Annotated in this window: 19 protein-coding genes; 6 read left to right on the top strand and 13 right to left on the bottom strand. The window is 43.4% G+C overall.

Translation table 11 applies throughout. The features are described from left to right. Nucleotides 1-206: 206 nt before the first annotated feature. The 3 genes from DESGI_RS07585 to DESGI_RS07575 form a co-directional block, all read right to left on the bottom strand. A complete protein-coding gene (locus DESGI_RS07585; protein ID WP_006523946.1) occupies nt 207-2,189 on the bottom strand; it encodes a CoB--CoM heterodisulfide reductase iron-sulfur subunit A family protein in 1,983 nt (660 codons plus the stop codon). 64 nt (nt 2,190-2,253) lie between these two features. After that, the gene (locus DESGI_RS07580) at nt 2,254-3,111 is read right to left on the bottom strand and encodes a CoB--CoM heterodisulfide reductase iron-sulfur subunit B family protein (protein ID WP_006523945.1); all 858 of its coding nucleotides are present in this window, start codon (nt 3,109-3,111) and stop codon (nt 2,254-2,256) included. Next, nucleotides 3,108-3,692 (bottom strand): 4Fe-4S dicluster domain-containing protein, encoded by a 585-nt coding sequence (locus DESGI_RS07575; protein ID WP_006523944.1) that lies wholly within the window; start codon nt 3,690-3,692, stop codon nt 3,108-3,110. Before DESGI_RS07575 ends, DESGI_RS07580 begins: the two co-directional genes overlap by 4 nt. Before the next feature lie 514 nt (nt 3,693-4,206). On the opposite strand from DESGI_RS07575, the gene DESGI_RS07570 reads away from it, so the two are divergent. Beyond that, nucleotides 4,207-4,677, top strand: coding sequence for a DUF2935 domain-containing protein (locus tag DESGI_RS07570; protein WP_006523943.1), 471 nt, complete (start codon nt 4,207-4,209; stop codon nt 4,675-4,677). A 28-nt stretch (nt 4,678-4,705) separates the two neighbouring features. Here DESGI_RS07570 and DESGI_RS07565 read toward each other — a convergent pair whose 3' ends face one another. Together DESGI_RS07565 and DESGI_RS23725 are read right to left on the bottom strand one after the other, a co-directional pair. After that, nucleotides 4,706-4,939, bottom strand: coding sequence for a uracil-DNA glycosylase family protein (locus DESGI_RS07565; RefSeq protein ID WP_245561163.1), 234 nt, complete (start codon nt 4,937-4,939; stop codon nt 4,706-4,708). 23 nt (nt 4,940-4,962) lie between these two features. Then, nucleotides 4,963-7,413 (bottom strand): PAS domain S-box protein, encoded by a 2,451-nt coding sequence (locus DESGI_RS23725; RefSeq protein ID WP_006523941.1) that lies wholly within the window; start codon nt 7,411-7,413, stop codon nt 4,963-4,965. Nucleotides 7,414-7,774: 361 nt separating this feature from the next. Here DESGI_RS23725 and DESGI_RS07555 point away from each other — a divergent pair, with 361 nt between their 5' ends. Next, nucleotides 7,775-9,874: a beta-propeller domain-containing protein gene (locus DESGI_RS07555; protein WP_006523940.1), complete on the top strand. Its 2,100-nt coding sequence runs from the start codon at nt 7,775-7,777 to the stop codon at nt 9,872-9,874. A 231-nt stretch (nt 9,875-10,105) separates the two neighbouring features. On the opposite strand, the gene DESGI_RS07550 is transcribed toward DESGI_RS07555, so the two are convergent. The 5 genes from DESGI_RS07550 to DESGI_RS07530 form a co-directional block, all read right to left on the bottom strand. Then, nucleotides 10,106-10,393 carry a TRASH domain-containing protein gene (locus DESGI_RS07550; protein WP_006523939.1) on the bottom strand — a complete coding sequence of 96 codons (288 nt, stop codon included), beginning with the start codon at nt 10,391-10,393 and terminating at the stop codon, nt 10,106-10,108. 26 nt (nt 10,394-10,419) lie between these two features. Further along, nucleotides 10,420-10,851, bottom strand: a complete 432-nt coding sequence (locus DESGI_RS07545) for a MarR family winged helix-turn-helix transcriptional regulator (RefSeq protein WP_006523938.1) — start codon at nt 10,849-10,851, stop codon at nt 10,420-10,422. Nucleotides 10,852-11,166: 315 nt separating this feature from the next. After that, nucleotides 11,167-11,397, bottom strand: coding sequence for a YkuS family protein (locus tag DESGI_RS07540; protein WP_006523937.1), 231 nt, complete (start codon nt 11,395-11,397; stop codon nt 11,167-11,169). Nucleotides 11,398-11,426: 29 nt separating this feature from the next. Further along, on the bottom strand, nt 11,427-12,086 hold the full coding sequence (locus DESGI_RS07535) for a phosphoribosyltransferase (protein ID WP_006523936.1): 660 nt from the start codon (nt 12,084-12,086) through the stop codon (nt 11,427-11,429). Nucleotides 12,087-12,180: 94 nt separating this feature from the next. Beyond that, a complete protein-coding gene (locus DESGI_RS07530; protein ID WP_006523935.1) occupies nt 12,181-13,092 on the bottom strand; it encodes a radical SAM protein in 912 nt (303 codons plus the stop codon). A gap of 238 nt (nt 13,093-13,330) precedes the next feature. On the opposite strand from DESGI_RS07530, the gene DESGI_RS07525 reads away from it, so the two are divergent. The 4 genes from DESGI_RS07525 to hcrA all read left to right on the top strand — a co-directional run bounded on the left by DESGI_RS07525 (nt 13,331) and on the right by hcrA (nt 18,731). After that, a complete protein-coding gene (locus DESGI_RS07525) occupies nt 13,331-14,584 on the top strand; it encodes a DUF438 domain-containing protein (protein ID WP_006523934.1) in 1,254 nt (417 codons plus the stop codon). 473 nt (nt 14,585-15,057) lie between these two features. Then, on the top strand, nt 15,058-15,927 hold the full coding sequence (locus DESGI_RS07520) for an FAD binding domain-containing protein (protein WP_006523933.1): 870 nt from the start codon (nt 15,058-15,060) through the stop codon (nt 15,925-15,927). Nucleotides 15,928-15,941: 14 nt separating this feature from the next. Continuing rightward, nucleotides 15,942-16,436, top strand: coding sequence for a (2Fe-2S)-binding protein (locus DESGI_RS07515; protein WP_006523932.1), 495 nt, complete (start codon nt 15,942-15,944; stop codon nt 16,434-16,436). Nucleotides 16,437-16,451: 15 nt separating this feature from the next. Next, on the top strand, nt 16,452-18,731 hold the full coding sequence (gene hcrA, locus DESGI_RS07510; RefSeq protein ID WP_006523931.1) for a 4-hydroxybenzoyl-CoA reductase subunit alpha: 2,280 nt from the start codon (nt 16,452-16,454) through the stop codon (nt 18,729-18,731). 276 nt (nt 18,732-19,007) lie between these two features. Here the strand turns inward: hcrA and DESGI_RS07505 are convergent, their stop codons facing one another. From DESGI_RS07505 to DESGI_RS07495, 3 genes are all read right to left on the bottom strand, one after another. Then, nucleotides 19,008-20,432: an FMN-binding glutamate synthase family protein gene (locus DESGI_RS07505; protein WP_006523930.1), complete on the bottom strand. Its 1,425-nt coding sequence runs from the start codon at nt 20,430-20,432 to the stop codon at nt 19,008-19,010. Nucleotides 20,433-20,606: 174 nt separating this feature from the next. Next, nucleotides 20,607-20,930 (bottom strand): YnfA family protein, encoded by a 324-nt coding sequence (locus tag DESGI_RS07500; protein ID WP_207638384.1) that lies wholly within the window; start codon nt 20,928-20,930, stop codon nt 20,607-20,609. A 7-nt stretch (nt 20,931-20,937) separates the two neighbouring features. Beyond that, entirely contained in the window at nt 20,938-21,288 is a 351-nt protein-coding gene (locus DESGI_RS07495; protein ID WP_006523928.1) for a YnfA family protein, read from the bottom strand. Nucleotides 21,289-21,318 lie beyond the last annotated feature (30 nt).

Genomic DNA, 21,318 nt, shown 5'->3' with positions numbered 1-21,318 from the left:
AATTCGCTCACCGGTGATACAGAGAACTAAAAATTAACATAAATATCTAAGAGAAAGATGGGGCTATATCCCTTTTGTATTTCCACAAAGGAACTAGCCCCATAAATGGTCCTAAAACTACCAATCGATTTATGAACAAACAAATACATAACTACGCATCTCACAGGCAATTAATGGCAAGCTAGAACCATCCCCATTTGTCACCGTCACTTTTCCAGAAGTGTTTGTATTGCCGATTCTATTTGTTCGTTGGAGAAGCCTTGAAGGTCAATCGCACCCGAACGACAGGACGCAGCGCAACTGCCGCAGCCCTGGCATAAGCCATTGTTTACTTGAGCAACGGTTTTTTGAGTTGTTCGTCCTTGGGCCGGACCCGTAATCGCTTTCATTTCAATGGCCTTAAATGGACATACATCCCGGCATAACAGGCAGCCCTGACATAGTGATTCATTAACCCGAGCAATCATGGGGTTTGTGGCAATATGTTTTTTGGCAAGCAAAGTACAGACTTTAACCGCCGCCGCACCGGCCTGGGCTACCGTATCGGGAATATCTTTGGGACCCTGGCAGCATCCGGCCAAAAAGATCCCCGCCGTGGTGGTCTCCACCGGGCGCAGTTTGGGGTGGGCCTCCTGGAAAAATCCGTCTTGATCAGTCGTAAAACCGACCGTTCTGGCAAACTCCCTGGAACATTGGGCCGGCACCATTGCTGTGGCTAAAACAACCAAGTCCGCTTCAATTTCCACCTGGGCGCCCAACAATGTGTCCGCACCCTTGACCAGCAATTTACCACCCTTGCGAGATATTTTGGATACCCGCCCCCGTATATAGCGGGCTCCCTCATTAACGGTACGCTGGTAAAATTCTTCGTAGGCTTTTCCTGGTGCCCGGACATCCATATAAAATACAAACACACGGGACCCTGGGATTTTTTCCAAAACTTGATGGGCATGCTTGGCAGTATACATACAGCAAGCTCTGGAACAGTAGGCTTTCCCCTTAGCCTCATCCCGGGAACCCACACACTTGATAAATACTACATTTTGGGGTTCTTTACCATCGGAAGGCCGCATTATTTTACCGTCCGTTGGTCCGGAGGCATTAACCAGTCGCTCAAACTGCAGGCCCGTGATCACATCGACTAATTTTCCGTAACCGTATTCACCGTAGGCTTTTGCCCAGTCAAAAAGGTCATAACCCGTGGCCACGACAATGGCCCCCACTTCTACCTGCCGGTAAGCATCCTGATCCTCATAATTTATTGCTTGGGCTGCACATACCCTGGCACAAACACCGCATTTTTGTCCGTTCAAAAGGCGGCAGTTGTCCGCGTCTATGCAGGGTTTATTGGGAACAGCTTGTGGAAATGGAATATATATGGCTTTACGTTCACCCATATTTTGATTAAATTCGCTGGATACTTTTTTCGGGCATTTTTCCCAGCAAGTGCCGCATCCTGTACATTTGGAGTGATCAACGTAACGGGCCTTTTGTTTCACCAACACCGTAAAATTACCGATATAGCCACTTACTTCGGTAACTTCTGCGCAAGTTAACAACTCTATATTAGGGTGCTGCGCCACTGCAACCATTTTTGGTGTACTGATACATGCGGAGCAGTCTAACGTAGGAAAAGTTTTGTCCAGCATAACCATTTTACCGCCAATGGTCGGCTCCCTTTCCACCAGTAAAACTTTATGCCCGGCATCTGCTATATCCAGGGCTGTCTGAATTCCGGCAATACCGCCGCCTATGACCAACGCTTTTTTCGTTACGGGGATGGAACTCTCAAAAAGCGGCTCAAGACGGGCCGCTTTGGCAACGGCCATTCGCACCAGGTCAATGGCTTTGGCGGTGGCCTGATCGGGTTCATTAGCATGCACCCAGGAACATTGCTCCCGAATATTGACCATTTCCAGTAAATAAGGATTTAGCCCCGCCCGGGAAATGGTACTACGAAATGTAGACTCATGCAGGCGTGGAGAGCAGGATGCCACCACAACCCGGTTCAGGTTATATTCTTTAATGGCATTTGCAATCATATTTTGCCCCGGTTCAGAACAGGTATATTTATAATCCACGCTGTAAACAACATAGGGAAAATGAGCAGCCTGGGCGGCCACCCGAGGTACATTAACGACTCCGCCAATGTTTGACCCACACCAGCAAACAAAAACTCCAATCCGCATATACATCGCTCCAATTATATCAGTATTTATCTATGTCTACATTTGATGCAATATTTATAATTAACTATCCAACTAGTTCTAACACCCTTTTCGTATCCACAAAATGAGTGTTAAAGCTTAAATCAATGGGTGTAAGTCCTATGGCAAGTCCAATCAACTGGGTAAAATAAAATACGGGCAGACGATAATCGCTACCAAAAACCTGGTTTATTTTCCTCTGGCGCATATCTAAATTGAAGTGACAAAGGGGACAAGCCGTGGCAATACATTCAGCACCAGCCAGGGAAGCATCGGCAAGTATTTTTTCAGTTAATTTTAAAACCACGTCCTCATTGGATATGGCCAAAGAGGCACCACAACATTCGGTTTTACTATTCCAATCCAACGCATGGGCACCAACGGCATCCAGCAAACCGTCCATGACCAAAGGGTTTTCGGGATCATCAACTTGCACCTCTTTTGGCCTAACCATCAAACAACCATAGTATACAGCTACTTTTAAATTCCGCAATGGCCTGACAAGCTTTGCGGAGATTGTTTCCGATCTTAGGCCAGCGATTATTTCCAGTATTGATTTAACCTGCACACCTCCGTGGTAAGGTTTGCCGGTAACCCAGTTAATCTTTTTACAAAGTTCTTGATTATTTTGCATTTCCACGTTGGCCATAGCCAGGCGCTGGTAACAGGCCGAGCAGGAAGCGGTGCAATCAAGTCCCATTTCCGCCACTAGAGCCAAGTTGCGGGCAGCCAGAGCTACCCCCAGCATATGGCTGGTGCTGTGGCCCGGTGTTGAACCACAGCAACTCCAGTCTGGTATTTCCACCAATTCCACGCCCAGCGCCCGGCAGACTGCCCTGGTTGATACATCATATTCTCTGCCGCTGGTGTGATCGCAGCACCCCGGAAAATATGCGTATTTCATCTGGCATTCCCCTCCAGCTTCCGGATACGTTCAAAAATCAAACCTATATCCCGGTGATTTTGGGTCCTTGCGGGTAAGAGCTTAACTTTATTTTTGGTGAACATCGCCAAACCGGTATCAGCATTCTTAAAGATTTGCCTGGTTTTCAAATTATAGTTGAGCATCATGCCCAGCTCATAAAGTTTGCCATTATCCTTAACGGTATTAAGGAAACAATCGTAAAATATAGCTACATCCCTAGCCCGGCCCTCCAGCAAAATACCATCGCGCTTGGCCAGGCCGCGCAAACAATCCATTACCCGGGCCAGGTCAACATTGCGGGGACATCTTGAAGTACAGGTATTGCAACCGGCACAAAGCCAGATGGCCTGACTCTGCAGTACCCGCTCTTGCAAGCCCAGCTGAACCAAACGTAGCACCCGGTGCGGGGGGTAATCCATGGTAAAAGCCAGCGGGCACCCGGCAGTACATTTGCCACATTGGTAACATTGCTCCACCGGCTGCCCGCTTTCTTTACTTACATAATTAATAAAATTGGAATTATCATCGAGACTATCTGTTAAATTAATTGCCACTGTCATTTTAAAAAGACCCCTTGTTCTGCAATTTCGCTATATTTGCGCTATAATTACGCTATAATTAATTAGCAAGTTATCTTACAATAAGAAATATTAGGCACTTTCGTGCCCATAACAATAGTATAATTTAATACAATATTAAATATAATTGTATTTTATTTATCTGTCAAGACTCGACAAAAAGAAGCGTTATAAAGACGGATTATATGATGTCCTTTGGCAATGTTTAGATTACTCATTGGTCAAATATTTTTCATAACAGATGGCAGAGTAAACGAGAAGCTAGATTAAAGGTGGTTAAGCCGTACCAGTTTGCGTACATTGACACAAACGACTCTGACGAGGTTAAAGTTAGATCAGAGATCCGCAGAATAGCTCGGGAATGGGTCAAGAATACAATAGACAAAGATTGAGGAAGCTAAGGAACCGTCCCCTATGCTTCCTAAAGAATCGATAAAGATGAGTAGCATAAATCCTTTTTTTACCATAATGTATTATAAAAAATGGGAGGGATAATATGTATTGCTATACTTACCTGCCCAGCCTGGAGTGCGGTCTCAGGGAACTTATCCTGTGGTCGGAAATAAGTAGCCAACACCCCGTATTTTTTATTAATGTTGCGCAATGTCTAAACTTAAACCTTACCCCTCAAATTGTAGCAGATCTTAACCGAATGAAAAATTGTTTTAATTCAATCAACAATGAAGCTCGCCCATTATTAAGCCTATTAACTTATCAAAACCATATAGATTATTCCTTAGCACATTCCACATCACAATTAATGCAACAGTTTTTGCACTATGATCAAGAATTATTGGCGTTTATCCAACATTTAAAAGCCTATGGTCAAAACCAACCAGTTTGGCAAACCTTAGTTAGCCATATTGAAAACGAGCAAATATACATGTATCGTTTAATTTCAACCTTGAGGGAACAAATATTCCAAAGTCAACAACCGCCCAATATGATGCCTCCAAAACCTCCTTAGAAAGCAAGGGGGAAGCAAGAGGACGGTTCTATTGCTTCCTAAATTCCTTTAATCCACTGTAAATAACTATAACATCGCCCAGCTTCATGCGTACTAAACCGCTTGACGAGGGAGCCACAAAGTCGATTACCCCGGATATTACAGGCTTTTCCTGGTTACCCCGGGGTACGTTCCGCCGACCGCTGTATTTTTCGTATACTCCCTTGCCAACATAGCACATTACACGGGGCCTGTAATACAATATTTTCCGGTATAGTTCCACCCCGCCATGCTTGTATTCCTGATTTAATCGGTCGGCACCTTAAATTTAACCATGAAAGTGGTCCCAGAAGGCCCGGTTTCAACTTCAATCCTGGCGTTGTGCCTATTGATAATACTATAACAGACAGCAAGACCTAAACCCGTCCCGTTATCCTTGGTTGTAAAAAAGGGAGTTCCCAGTTTATCCATTGTCTCAGGGGCAATTCCACTACCCTGATCCTGAACAGCTAATATTACTCCATCATGTTCGACATACGTTTTTATTATTAGTTTACTACCAGGGGACATGGCTTCTAATCCGTTACGAACAAAGTTAAGCAATAGCTGGCGTATTTCTTTTTCATCCAATAGCAAATCGGGGATATCATAAAGCTCCAAATCCATATATTTACCTTCTTTATTAGCATCAGCCTGCAATAACGGTTGTAAAGTTTTCACAACAGTATTGAGGTTCTGCCTGGCTTTATCAACAGGTTTATTCCTGGCCAGTGATAAAAAAGGTGTAATTATAGAATTCGCTCTATCCAGTTCTTCTATCATAAGATCATAATATTCTATGTTTTTATTGGACTTCTCCCTACCCCTAAGAATTTGTAGAAATCCACGTACAGTAGTCATAGGATTCCTTATCTCATGGCCTATACTGGCGGCCATTTCTCCAACAAGATTTAATTTATCCAAGTGCAACATTTCTTTCTCGAATAATCTTAAATCCGTAATGTCATTCACAATACTTAAGATTACCTTTTCACCGTTTATTTCAATAATTTCAGCTGAAAGCAAACCAATACGTAGTTTACCAGACTTAGTCTGGAAAGAGTTCTCAAAGTTTCGTAAATAACCTTGGCTTAATAATAAGTTGATGACTTCCGTACGTTTCTGTGGCTCCCAAATATTTAATTCCGTTGAAGTATGCCCGATCACCTCTTCACGAGTATAACCGAGAGCATCAACAAAATTGCAGTTTATGTCAAAGAATTGTCCATGTTCAAGGGAACTTATAGCCATTGGGTTAGGACTGGAATGGAAAGCCTTATAAAAACGTTCTTCTGACAAACGCAGCGTTTCTTCGGCCTGTTTACGCCCAGTGATATCGCGGGTGCATATTATAACTTCGGCAAACAATTTACTATCGTTTAATAGTATTTTAGCAGTAGATTCCACCCATATATATTGGCCGTTAATTTGTCTACAGCGATACTCTGTTTTTACAGGTGATAGTGTACTAAAGCCTTTCTTGTAGACATGTAGTATTTTTCCTAAATCATCCGGATGTACAAAATCCCGAGCACACTTTCCTAACATATCTTCCGGCTCATATCCTAATACTTTTTTGTGGGATGGGGTTGCATACTTTATCGTCCCTTGCGTGTCGATTACTACTATTAAATCAAGCATATTATTAGTAATACGACTCAATTGAGCCTCGCTTTCAGATAAAGCCTCCCGCGCCCCCTGATGTTCCGCAACCTCTTGTTGAAGTTGTGCCATAGCATTCTGCAACTCTGCGGTCCGCTCTTTTATCATTATTTCTAGATAATTGCGATATGTATATAATTCATCCTCCAGACGCTTACGGTCAGTTATGTCACGGATGGATTCAATCACACCGATTACTTGGCCCTCACTATCATAAAGTGGGGATGCTTTAGCCCATAAGGTTCCTCCATTGCCGTTAAACGGAGGAGGCATATTAATCTCAGCATATAGCGCGTTGCCTTTTTCTTGAATATTCTCATATATTACTTCACTTTTTATTTTGTTAATGTCAGTATTTATAAAATCAACAAGAAAGGGCATCCTTTTACCGTAAAAAGCTACAGCGTAAGCATAATCCCCTTTGCCGATAATATCTTTTTTAGCCAATCCCGTCATCTCTTCAATAGATCTATTCCAAGCAATAACTCTCTTATCGTTATCAACAACGAAAGTAGCGTCAGGGAGAAAATCAATAATGTCCCTCAACTTTTGGTTTGCCGCCTCCAGCTCTTTTTCAGCCTTCTTACGTTCAGTAATGTCTCTGCCCACTCCCACTATTGCTATTACATTATTTGACTCACCCAAAATTGCCTTAATAGCCCAGCCAAACCATCTGCAACCATTTTTCGTCATAGCCCTGTGCTCAATATAACAACTATAAGGGGGGTTATTAAGATTTTCCATAGCTTTGAAGGTAACTTCACTGTCACTCTCATTTGCCAGCGGTTCAAATAACGAGTCTATAAGTTCCCGTTGCTTTTTGCCGAACACATCACAATATGACTGATTAACAAATAAAACTTTACTATTAATATCAACTTTAACGACAAGGTCACTCTGGTTTTCCACTAATACCTGGTAATGCTCGGCAACCAGATTTAATTCTTTTAATTTTATATTGAGTTCATATTCAGTTGTTTCTAATTCAGCCACTCGCTTACGCAAATATTGGTTTTCTGTAATCAGTTGTTCATTCTCAGCTTCTTGAGATTTCATGGATAATCCCATCTCCCCAATCAAATTGGTCATAAAATTTACGTTCGACGGGATACATTAATTTCCTTTGCATAAAAACTTAAAATTATTCCAGGGGGCACCATCCGACCAGGGAATACCCTTTCTGACCGGTTTCATTCTTATACGTTTTCTGATTTAATCTGCAATATTGGTAACTACATCAACATCAACATTATTACCATCATCTGAAAAGCAAGTTATGCCGTACTAACTTTAATCCTTTGAGTTTTTCACCCTGCAATTTATAACCTTTCATCATCTGCTACCAGGTACCAGGGAACTTTTACCCGCCGATCTCGTCAGCATATAAAAAAAGAACATGATAAAGGGGGTAATGATTGTGTCGTCACGTAAGACCTGGTACGGTTTACTGGCCATGCTGCTGGCAGTGACCGCATTATTGGCGAGTTTTTCAGCAGGAACGGGCCAATCAGCGGCTGCGGAGCCGGCCACGTTTAAGAGTTACGAGGAGCTGGTGGATTACATCGAACAAAATACCCTACTGGCCCGACAGTTTAACACGCTGCGTTACGGAGCAATCCTTGAAGATGTCTCAATTAAAGCAGAAGCCGCTCCCGAAGCAGCACTGAATAGCAACAAGGCAAAGCAAACTGCAGCCGGGGATGATGGCGCGGCTGACTACTCCGGCACCAATAACCAGGTACAGGGCGTAGACGAAGCGGACCTGGTTAAAACAGATGGTAAATACCTGTATGTAATAAGCGGTCAAAAGTTATCTATTATCCAGGCCCACCCGGCCTCAGAGGCTAAGAAGTTGTCCACAATACACTTTCAAGGACAGCCCGTGGAAGCTTTCATTAATAGGGATACCCTGGTTGTTTTCGGCAACGGCCCTGAAGCCGACCTGATGTTTATACACAAATATAGTGTAGCCAACCGGGAAAAGCCTGTGCTGACCAAAGAAGTAAAGTGCAGCGGCCATTATCTTACCTCCCGGATGATTGGCTCCGACGTGTACGCCTTGGTACACGCCCCTGCCCAACAATATGAGCCAGGCAGCCAGCAGCCCAAAGTGGTATTGCCAAAGCTGAGCACAGATGGACAGGAACGCACCATTGCCGCAACTAGCATCCATTATTTCAACAGCCCCGATTATACCTACAACTACACACTGATACTGTCATTAAGTTTACAAGACAAAGCCGACCAGGTGCAAAGTAAGGCTTTTTTAACCGGCACTTCCCAGAACGTGTTTGCCTCCACCGGCCACCTGTACCTGACCGGTGATAAAATGCCCGATTACGCCATGTACACACGAAAGCTGCTGGATGGTCTGGCAGCCATAGTACCGGTTGATATCGCCCAAAAAATTAAAGCGGTACGAGATTCTGGCCAGGGTTACACCGAAAAAACTCAGCAAGCCGAAAATATACTTGAGGAACACCTGAGCACCCTTAACTACCAGCAAGCAGCAGCCCTGGAAGAAAAAATAAAAGATATAATGGACAAATTCCAGCGGGATTTGGACCGGGAACAGAACAAAACCGTGATTTATAAAATGGCACTGGTAAGCAATCAGGTGGAATACCGGGGCCAGGGCGAGGTTAACGGCCGTGTTTTGAATCAGTTTTCCATGGATGAATATAACGGTTATTTCCGTATAGCCACCACCTCGGAGGGGTTTTTGTTCACTACCTCACCCGCAACCAGAAACAACATCTATGTGCTGGATGAAAAAATGCAAGTGACCGGCCAATTGCTTGGCCTGGCTCCATCGGAAAGAATTTTTTCGGCGCGGTTCATGGGCGACCGGGCTTACCTGGTAACTTTCAGGCAAACCGACCCCCTCTTTGTGATCAGTCTGGCCAACCCGCAGCAGCCGAAATTACTGGGCCAGCTTAAGATTCCGGGTTACTCCGACCACCTACAGCCATACGATGCCAACCACTTAATCGGCATTGGCCGGGAGGTATCGACAGCGCAGGTGCCACAGCCCCTTACCGAACAGAGCATGATCATGCCCCCGCCTACACGCGAACAAGGCGTTAAAATCGCATTGTTTGACGTAACTAACCCGGCTGCACCCCGGGAATTGGCCAAGTACGTGGTAGACCGGGATGATTCCGATTCAGCGGCCCGCCACGACCACCGGGCAGTGTTGTTCAGTAAGGAAAAGAACTTGCTGGTTATACCCGTAAGCTACGGATCGCCCTACCGCATCATGATGATTGAACCTAATAAGGGTATACTACCCCACTACCCCGAATGGCAGGGAGCCTACGTATTTGAAATCTCTCCCCAAAATGGCATCAAGCTGCGGGGCAAGCTGGATCACCTGGCCAGCCAAAATGGTGAAAGCTACTTTGACACCGTCAGCCGGTCGCTGTTTATAGAAGATGTGCTGTACACCATATCAGAAAAGCAGCTAAAATTACACAAGCTGGAAAACCTGCAGGAAATACGTAACCTAACTTTATAATCAAAAGCGTTTTTTAAGATTTCGAATTATAATGTATCGCGAACAACAAGAACCTCATCTGATTTGGCACAGATAACATTTCACCCCCTTGGTGGTTAGTTGATTCACTATATGCTAACTTCAACCAATTGGGGTATTTTTATTGAACGGGTTTTGAAGAATGGCTCTGATATACATAGCAGGCATGACAGGGGTCTTAATAAAAGTTTGTAAAGTTATACCGCGGATGTTTTATACTTGATTACCAGCAATAAATTTTTCCCTGCAATCCCAGCTGCAAAAGTAATGTTTCTGATCATCATTGGCTAAGATGTAAGCTTCTGACTTTGGTAGAGTACGGCCACAAATGTAATCAGTAACCATTTCAATCTCCTCTTTTACTTCGAGTTTTAATTGTGCATTATCTTCTTGGATTTTTTGAGCCGCTTTCTTTGCTCGTGAAAAGACCAGATAGTTGAATATGCCATTTATTATCAAGAAAATTAATAAAAAATTTAAAATACTTTCAACAACTCCCATTAGCTACACCCCTTATAATGTATTATTTAAGCCATATTTAATATTTTCTTAAAGACTTCACATATATTTTCTATTTCCCCTTCGGTTATATTATCAAACTGTTTCACCAATAATTGAAACCTCTTGGCCTCGATATCGGATAATAATTTTTTTCCATCCTCGGTCACTTTAAGCCAAACTATACGCCTATCCTTATCGGATCTAGCCCTCTCAATCCAACCATTTTTATAAAGTCTATCAAGTATAGTGGTAGCAGCAGCCGGAGAAATATCTAAAATATGAGCAATATCCGCTGCTTTGCAATTATCGTGTGTTGCAATAAGTTTTAGCAGATAAAATTGAGTTGGAGTAACAAGATCATTCAAGAGCCCTTTTAGCTGGCAGCTACTATCTCTAACAAGCTCCTGGAATAATATATCAAATTCTATTAACTTTTCTCCCTTATCCAAAGCGCTCATACCCCTTCCGTTCTTGAAATAATTATAAACTAAGCTAATTATTATGTCAATTAATCATTAATAATATTAACATTTAAGATCGGCGTAAACTCCCTTTCTCTTATTAGCGGCATCATGATAGCCAGGAAAGCATTGGCCACAGCTTTTTGATTTGAAAAAGACTTCATATTAATATTCCAAGAGCAAATCTAAGCTGTCCGGTTTAATGTAAAAAAGGCCCTAACGGAACTCCGTTAGGGCCTTCTGACTTAGCGCAGCAAATTCAAAAAATCTTCCTGCCATTATCTTATCCAGTATTTCTTTGTTTAACAACTTTTACACGAATCCGCGCAGTTCATCAGCGATTTCTCTTACACTTTTTCCACTAGCGTCAATTACCTTTTTTTCTGTTCTAATATCCTGCATATTCATAAAGTTTTTTTCCATGCCTGAAACAATAAGTGCATCTGCATGATCAGCCATTGTTCTATCCACTACCTTGAATCCTTCTTTTACAAGGTCGTCGCGCAGCCTGCTCAAGTCATCATCCAATGCTATGGTTAACAAGTTTCAACACCTCTGCTATTAAGTTTTCATTAGGTTTTCCTTATTTGCCCTTGGTTATGCAAAAGTTTAACAACTTCTTCATCGGATACCTGGTCAAAGTTTTCATAGAACTGTCCAACTGCATAGAACAGCTCCGGCACCAGGGGGCAAATAATTTCATCCACATCTTCACAAAGAGTTTGAATTACCTCAGCCGGCGCCACCGGTACAGCCAGTATGGTCCTGCCGGGATTTATCACTTTTTTAATAGACATAATTGCAGCCCGGGTGGTAAACCCGGTGGCTATGCCATCATCTATAATAATCACGGTTTTTCCTGTATAATCCGGATAGTCTGTATTGCCGCGATACTTTATCATTCTTCTTTTTATTTCATTAATTTCTTGTTGTACGATATCGTCAATGTCATCTGCACCTGCTAATAGCATCAGGTGTTTATTTTCAGTTAAAATCACTGTTCCATCCTGGGTCACTGCCCCTATGGCTACTTCCTGATTAAAAGGGGCTCCAATTTTTCTGGGAATAATGATATCCAGCGGCAACTTTAGCGTTTCAGACACCTGAGCCGCTATAACTACTCCTCCCCTTGGTATGGCCATGATAATACCATCCGTGATTTCCTTTTCTTTTAATAAACAGGCCAGGACTTGTCCGGCATCAGCTCTATCTTTATAAACCTTATTTTCCATTAGCATCACTCCATTGTAATATTTGTTAATTTAACAGCATCAAGTAACTCACCCAACAGGTAAGTTAAGTAAACTTTTTCAGCAGGCCATATATCTACCTTACCAGGTTCAACCCCAGTGTTTTAGCATATTCCAATGCTTTTTTATATTCGTTATAACTGAGCCTCCGGGACAATTCTTCAAACTGGTGGGCCTGGTGAGCTGGAAAATATTGATCCATTAAATTGACCAGGCAGCCCGGTGATAATTCCTCTTTGATAAACTTTAATATTGCTTTGGTATCCTCAACTCCCCCCGGCATTACTAAATGCCGGATTATCAAGCCTCGATAAGCTACTCCCTGCTTATCTGTTTTTAAACCACCCACCTGGCGGTCCATTTCTTGAAGCGACTTTTTGACAATGTCCGGGTAATTCTTTACTCCTGAATATTTTTTGCCCCATTCAGCCTGGTGATATTTAAAATCCGGCATGTAGATGTCTATGACATCTTCCAGCAATGCCAGAGTTTCCAGTTTTTCATAACCGCCACAGTTATAAACCAGAGGAAGCATTAAACCTTGCTCCGCCGCCAGTAACACAGCCTCTAAAATGTTGGGTACAAAATGGGTCGGAGTGACCAGATTAATATTGTGGCACTTATAGAAGTTCTGTAGTTCCAGCATAATATCCGCCAACTCTGCATTGGTGACAAGTTCTCCCTCACCACCAAAACTAAGCTCGCAGTTTTGGCAAAAAACGCAGCGCATGTTGCAGTAACCAAAAAATATAGTACCGGAACCATGTTTGCCGACCAATGGCGGTTCTTCTCCCATATGCGGGCCATAACTGGAAAGCACTACTTTATCACCGGCCCGGCAAAAACCAAGTTTTTCTTGGCGATTTACAGCACAGTTATGTGGGCACAGATTACAATCCGTCAGGTGTCGGCGAGCCTGCTCAACTTTGTTCTGCAATATTTTATTGGTTAATATTTTACGATAGCCAGGCATATTTTTTAACTGCATGCCCTCACTCCTTCTCAAAACCGGGTATATAATTGACATTATTCTGTCCAAATGTCTTGGGCAGAATGAAAATGAAGCTTTAAGAACAATGTGATAAAGAAAAAAAATCGGTCACATAACCGGAAAATATTTAATCAACGCCACTCTGCACCGGGAAATTTTTTGTATAAATGATATACGAATGGGAACTCTTAAATAAAATAACTTTTGTAATAATAACATTTTTGTGGAGGTCTACATGAGTGAGTATTTACAAAACAAAGAATATAAGCGTTCTATATTGAAACGATTGATTACCGATTTACATAATGGCAGGGACTTTAATGCAGTAAAAAAGGAATTCGGTGATCTGGTGGAAGGTGTTGAGGCCACGGAAATAGCGGATATGGAGCAGCAATTAATTAAAGAGGGTCTGCCGCCTGAGGAGATAAAAAAACTTTGTGACGTGCACGCCGCCCTGTTCAGAGATACCCTGGATAAGAATGAACCGCCGGAACTAATCCCGGGACACCCGCTTCATATGTTAAAGCATGAAAACGATGCCGCCGGAAAAATACTTGATGATCTAGGTCAATTGGTCCAAAACTTATCCGCTAAAGACAGGGACGTTCAAACATTACAAGCCTTAAAAGAAAAGACAAGCTTTTTTAGAAAGAACCTGGACAGCCACTACAGCAAAAAGGAAAACATCTTTTTTCCCTACCTGGAAAAACGTGGCATAACCGGGCCGCCTTCGGTAATGTGGTCGGTTGATGATGAAATAAGAGATATGCTCAAAGCCTTTGTGAATGCACTTGACACTCTTGGCCCCGAGGCCAATCAAGACAAATATGCTGATTTAGAACAGCGTTTTGTAGAACTAAAAAATAAAGTTGTTGACATGTTCTATAAGGAAGAAAATATATTAACTCCCATGCTGAAAGAAGCCCTGACGGACGCTGAATGGGCTGAAATCAAGGAACAGTTAACGGACTTCGGTCCCAGCTTCACGGAAACGGCGGAAGGCGATTGGCGGCACAGTGTCCCGCACCACTTTCCGGAGCCCGGCGATATTGAGCAAGGGGCCGTTAACCTGGACGTGGGCACTTTAAACCCCTCTGAAATTAATATAATACTTAAAAACCTGCCGGTTGACATTACATTTGTCGGCAAGGATGATACCGTCCGGTATTTCTCACTTGGCAAGGACAGGATTTTCACCAGGACCAAGTCCATCATTGGCAGAAAAGTACAAAACTGCCATCCGCCTGAAAGCGTACATATGGTGGACAGAATCGTAAATGATTTTAAATCAGGTAAGCATGACAGCACGGAATTCTGGCTCGAGTTAAACGGCGCCTTTATTCATATCAGTTATCATGCACTAAGGGATGAAAAAGGAGAATATCTTGGCACTATGGAAGTCAGCCAGGATATTACCAAACTGAGGGCACTTGAGGGTGAACGCAGGCTGTTGCAGTACACTGATACAGCCAGTCCGGCAGTACATTAGTGATATAGCCTTGGGCGGGGTACTCGACGCCACAGCCCCCGTTTCAAGAAATATTAGTGAAGGGGATTTTATGGTTAGAACGTATAAAAAAATGGTTATATAACATTAAAGAGAAAAACCCCTGCCGGTGCAAACCGGGCAGGGGTTTTAAATGCAACTAAATCAGAATTATCTGACTAGGCAACTGTATCCATACTCCTACACCTTTACTAAATTCCAATCGTTGAACACTGCCAGCGTGGCCCTTTTCGGCTAAATTGTTAATTTATTTAACCTACACAGGTAAGTGGGGAATAACTGCTTGGCCAACATTCTACATTATTTCACCATAGGGTATACTCTCAAAATATCTATAAAATTGTCTAAATATTTTGCAACATTATGATTGACAAATACCATGCAATAGTTCATAATGCTAATAACTATGAACATGCGTTCATAATAGAGAACATTAACAGATAAGGGGGTAAATCATGTATCTGCCTGACTTTGACTACTACATTCCCGATAACTTGCAAGAGGCTTGTACATTGCTGGCGGAAAAGGGTCCGGGAGCCAAGGTGCTCGCGGGAGGTACTGACTTGCTAAATAAAATGAAACATGGGTTAGTGGCCCCGGATGTTCTAATTTCACTTAAAAAGATTAACCAGTTAACCAGCATTGATTATTTACCGGGCAAAGGCGTTGTTATTGGGGCCAGGGCAACACACAATATGATTTCTAATTCAGATTTGTTACAAAAAAAATACATGTCTATATGTGAAGCCGCCCAACATATGGCCAACAATCAGGTTAGGAATGTGGGCACCATTGGTGGAAATATTGCTAACGCTGTTCCGTCGGCCGATCTGCCACCAATATTGATTGCCCTGGGCGCTTTATTAATCCTAACGGGCACAAATGGGGAAAGGGTTATCCCTCTGGAAGATTTCTTTGCTGGTCCAGGGAAAACCCATATTGCAGCGGACGAAATAATTAGCGGTATATTGATACCAGATAATACTTTTACCGGAAGTACCTATATTAAATTCGGACTGCGCCGTTCCGGTGCACTGGCGGTTGTAGGAGTAGCAGTGGCTGTTGAAATGGATGGCGAAGTTTGTAAAAACGCCCGAATTGCCCTTGGCGCGGTGGCTCCTGTACCAATGAGAGCCATGGAAGCCGAAGCAATGATTAAAGGAAAGAATGTTGACGAGGAATTATTAGAGCAGGTGGGTGTATGCGCATCCACTGAATGTAAACCCATATCGGATATACGCGGATCAGAGGAATACCGTAGGGATATGGTCAGGGTATTTACAAAGAGAGCTTTAAGCAAAGCCATTAATGAGGGTCATGTGTAAGGAGGGAAGAAATAATGCAAGTAATTGTTGATAAAAGCGGTGTAAAAAGATACTTAGTAACTCTGAACATTAACGGAGACAGCTATACTCGGGTAGTTAGGGCCAATACCATGCTGGTTAATTTTTTGCGTGAAGAAATCAATATGACTGGGACTAAAAAGGGTTGTGAGTTGGGAGATTGCGGCTCATGCACAGTTCTAATGGACGGCAAGCCGGTGAATTCCTGTATCGTCCTGGCTGTTGAAGCAGACGGCCATCAAATTACCACCATTGAAGGAGTAGCTCAAAACGATAAACTAGATCGCATACAAGAATCATTTGTCGAAAATGCGGCAATACAGTGTGGTTATTGCACGCCCGGAATGGTATTGTCAGCCAAGGCTCTGTTGACCGAAAACCCGCACCCTACGGAACAGGAAGTGCGGGAAGCTATTGCGGGTAACCTTTGCCGCTGCACGGGCTATGTCAATATTGTCAAAGCCATAATGGACGCGTCTGGTGAACAGTAGAAAAGGGGTGTTTATATGAGCGACAATTATACACAAATTGGAAAAAGCGTGCCCAGGATTGATGCTCTGGAAAAGGTAACCGGGCGGGCAATGTATACGGGTGATTTAAAATTTCCCAATATGCTGGTGGGCAAGCTGCTGCTAAGTCCCCATGCACACGCGCGTATTAAGAATATTGATACATCCGAAGCGGAAAAACTTCCCGGGGTTAAGGCCGTGATTACCCACAAGGACGTACCTCCCATAAAATACGGGCTGAGCCCGGCCCGCTGGGATGAAACAATTTTTTGTGTTGATAAGGTCCGTTTTGTTGGCGACAAAATTGCTGCGGTGGCAGCAGTGGATGAAGAAACCGTTTACAAGGCACTTAAACTGATAAAGGTAGATTATGAAGTGCTGCCTGCGGTTTTTGATGCCTTTGAAGCAATGAAAGAAGGAGCCCCCCAAATATTTGAAGAGTACCCCGGTAACATTAACACTGAAATTAACCAGAATTTTGGCGATGTGGATAAGGCCTTTAAAGAAGCTTACTACGTTAGGACCGACCGTTTTGACGGCCAGCGTACCTATCAATGCCCCATCGAACCTCATGCGACAATTGCTTATTGGGAAGGTCCCAGGGTTACGGTTTATTCCAGCATTCAATCTGTCCATTATCTCCAATATTATCTATCCAAAGTACTCGATATGAAAATGGGCGATATACGGGTACTAAAAACTTACGTTGGGGGTGGCTTTGGCGGTAAATTAGATCCTTCCGGCCTTGATTTTTCCGCAGTGGTCCTATCTAAAAAGACGGGACGACCAGTTAAAATGTTTTTTGACCGGGAAGAGATGTTTTTCAACAACCGTGGCCGGCATGCGCAGTTTATGGAGCTTACCACCGGCGTGACCAAAGAAGGAAAAATTTTAGGTGTACACGCCAATTTTGTGATGGATGGCGGGGCCTATACCGGCCTTGGGGTTGCCTCAGCTTATTATGCCGGCGCATTGCTAACCGTCCTTTACGACTTTGATAATTATAAATTTGACATGCTAAGGGTTGTTACCAACCTTCCCCCGTGTGGAGCACAACGTGGCCACGGACAGCCGCAGCCCAGGTATGCTTTTGAGAGCCACCTGGATAATATTGCCGAGCACCTGAAGATTGATCCTTTGGAGATACGCATAATTAATGCTCGGAAACCTGGCACAGTGACTGTGAACGGATTCAAGGTAGACTCCTACGGTTTGAAGGAAGCACTGGAGAAAGCCAGAGAGATTTCAGGATGGCGAGATAAAAAAGGCAAGCTGCCCAGTGGCCAGGGAATAGGAGTTGGTAACGGCGGCTTTGTTTCAGGCGCCGGTTATCCCATATACCGTACTGATCTGCCCCATTCGGTAGCTACGATCAAGGTCACCGACGATGGCACTTCAGCTATTCTTTACACAGGAGCCGTTGAGATTGGTCAGGGTAGTGACACGGTGTTATGCCAAATGGCTGCCGAGGCAATGGGTTATCGCTATGAAAATATGAAAATTGTTGCTGCTGACACGGATTTGGCCGCTCACGATTTTGGTGCCTACGCCAGCAGGCAAACATTGATGAGTGGGGCAGCTGCAAAACAGGCAGGGGAAGAAGTTAAAAAACTAATCCTGGAGACTGCCGCAGAAATAATGGATGTCAGCCCCGCGGAACTGGACTGCAAGGAAGGAATAGTGTTTATCAAGGCAAATCCCGAAACAACTAAAACTTTTGCCGAAGTAGCCAGGACTTATTTTGTCAAGAACGGCCAGCTAATAGGGCGTGGTTCCTATAGACCGCCCAAACTCGGAGGAGCCCACAAAGGTTCCGCGGTGGGCACATCGCCGGCATATAGCGCGGCTACCCAGATTGCGGAAGTACAAATAGATCAAGAAACGGGAGAAGTCGAAGTTAAGGAGGCCTGGGACGTTCACGACTGCGGTTTTGTAGTTAACCCGGCGTTATTGCACGGGCAGGTACATGGCGCGTTTTATATGGGCATGGGCGAATCCATTTGGGAAGAAGTGCTTTTTGATCAGAATGGCAAGCTTTTAAACGGAAACCTGGCCGAATACAGATTGCCCACAGCGCTGGATATGCCACCGGTGGCTTCTGAACTGGTCGATACAGTCGACCCCAATGCTCCCTGGGGAGTTAAAGAAGTTGGAGAAGGAGCTACAACCCCGACAATGGGCTGTATATCCAATGCCATATATGATGCCATAGGAGTACGGGTAAAAAACCTGCCTCTAACCTATGAAAAAATATGGCGAGCAATTAAAGAAAAATAAGGGAAATATTCAACTGAATCAAATAACAGGTGACCGCTAGACCCTGTGGAATTAAAACAGTCCGGCTTCCATTTGCCCGGACTGTTTTATTATTCAATGTACGAATGCAGCCATTGAAGGCTTACAGGTGCCTGTGGAACGACTATCACCCGACGCAGGGGATCAGCTCAACCCATGTTAAATCAGCGTTTGCCAGCTTTTAAAACAAGCCCTAAGGGAACAACATTTTTTGTTCATTTCAAGCAAAATTAAAAACGTAAAAGATAATGATAATAGTTAAGTAGTGGGCTGAGTCGCTTCATAACTAATTTCCTTATAGCCTAATGGTATACCGGCAACCTTAGCTGTAAAGTCATCAAGGGCAAATAAATCACTCTTATTTATCTCATGAATGCTTTTTTTCCCCAAAGCTTTTACGGCATCTTTGATTTCCTCATTACAGGAAAGAAGATACTTGGCCAGGTTTTTGGCTCCCTTATCCACATCCAACTTGTGTTGATATTTTCCCTTGTACCAAATTAATTCCGGAGGAGGCTCAAAGGGGAATGGCTTTAATACCTGGGTATGACTCATGGCAAATAATGCCATGCTGCCAATGTATACGGCATCTGCCCCTAGAGCCAAAGCCTTAAGATAATCTCCCGGGGTTGCTAACCCGCCGGAGACGATTAGACTCACTTTATTGTTCAACCCATGCTTGCTTATGAAATTAGCAGCCCTAACCACGGCAAATAACGTTGGTAAACCAAAGTCATCCTGCAGTATTGGCGCCGTACCTTTAGAGGCACCTTTGCTACCGTCAAGGGTAAAAAAATCCACGCCTGATGCATAGGCTATTTTCAAATCGTCTTCCAAGTATTTACTTGCTGCTAGTTTTACTCCGATGGGAACCCCCTGGGTAACTTCTTTTAAGTACGTCACCAGGTCATTTAAGTTATTATGTTTTTTTATCCCTGGGTAAGTAGCATGAACTACCGCTTTTTCCCCCCAGCTCAGGCCCATCATGCGTCTTATTTTCCAGTCAATTTCTTTATCTTCAATGTAATGTCCGACCCCACCGGCTGCTCCTTGGCCGATATGAATTTCAATCATATCCGCTTGTTTTAAAATATCTTCAGATTTATTCCATTTACCCCTGTTATATTGAATAATAAGCTTTCCCGCGGCCTTCCTCTCCTCCGGCAAAAAGGGCCCTTCGCCGGTGTTAGTGGCTGTACCGGCCATTTTACTACCTTTAGCCAATGCTATTTTAGCCTTGGCAGACAGTGCCAGAGCATAGGCCATACCGGAAATCATAATAGGCATTTCTATTTGTAAAGGCCTTTGGGCACACGGCCCTATGGTGACGCTGGTATCTATATGAGCCCCTTCATCTGTGGTCAGTCTGTGCAATTGGGCAAAGTTAAACATAATACCCTCAAAACTTGGTATCTTTTTAGGGCTCCCTAAAGGCCGTTTAATCAACTTCCCTTCTTGTGCCCTTAAATTAGTTTCGACTATTTTTTGAAGTCCGGTTCTGCGAGATGCTGAAACAAACTCCCATAAATTTTCAGAATAAGCATCTACCATTATTCTGTGCACGAAACTGTCATTAGCTCTATCGATTGCTTTTCTGCCCAGCCAAACGGCCCCTTTATAACCTACAATTGCTAAAGCGGTCGTAAGAAATACGTTTTTGAGCAAAATGTGATTTTTAGGCATTTTAGGCTTCCTTTAAACTATAGTTAATGTTTTTATTTTTTCGCTAAATATATTATCTATACTAGAAAGGCAAATTCAGATATCTAAAGTATGGATCCCTAATTCTTCTGGTGATAGGAAAATGCCCGGGAGTGCCGTACCTGATTTATCGCCAGTTCTGTTTACCTTATGTATTTACCTTGGCGTCCAGATAATAATTGCTGCACCAATTAAAGCAATCAATGCACCAAGCCAATCGTAACAATCGGGTTTCTTTTTATCAATTCCCCAACCCCATAGTAAGGACAAGACGATGAAGATACCTCCATAAGCCGCATATACCCTGCCAAAATTAGGGTAGTCCTGCAGTGTTGGTATTATTCCGTATAAAACAAGAATTATTGCCCCAAACGATCCAACAATAAAATGCCTCTTTTCACGCAGCCATAACCAAACTAAATACCCCCCACCTATTTCAGCCAGGCCTGCTAATATAAAAAGAATTGCTGACTTTATGATCATGCGCCTATTCGACCTCTTTTGTTTCTTTTTGACGGGGAAACCAAATAATAACTGCCGTTCCGATTAACGCAATAATGGTTCCCAGCCAATCATAAAAATCGGGTACCGTATAATCTATCCACCAGCCCCATAGAATAGACATGACGATAAACACACCGCCGTAAGCCGCGTAAATACGTCCAAAGCTTGGGAACTGCTGAAAAGTTGGTATAATTCCGTAAAGAATTAAAACAATTCCCCCCGTTACGCCCCACATAATACCAGCGTCATACCGCAGCCAAATCCACATAAAATAACCACCGGCTATTTCCGCCAATCCCGCCAAAAAGAAAAGTACTGCCGACCTTAAAACCATGTTAAGCCTCCCGGAGATGAGTTTTAATCA

It is taken from the genome of Desulfoscipio gibsoniae DSM 7213, from assembly GCF_000233715.2.
In the GTDB taxonomy this organism is placed as follows: Bacteria; Bacillota; Desulfotomaculia; order Desulfotomaculales; family Desulfallaceae; genus Sporotomaculum; species Sporotomaculum gibsoniae.
This window is presented reverse-complemented; position numbering and strand designations above follow the sequence as displayed.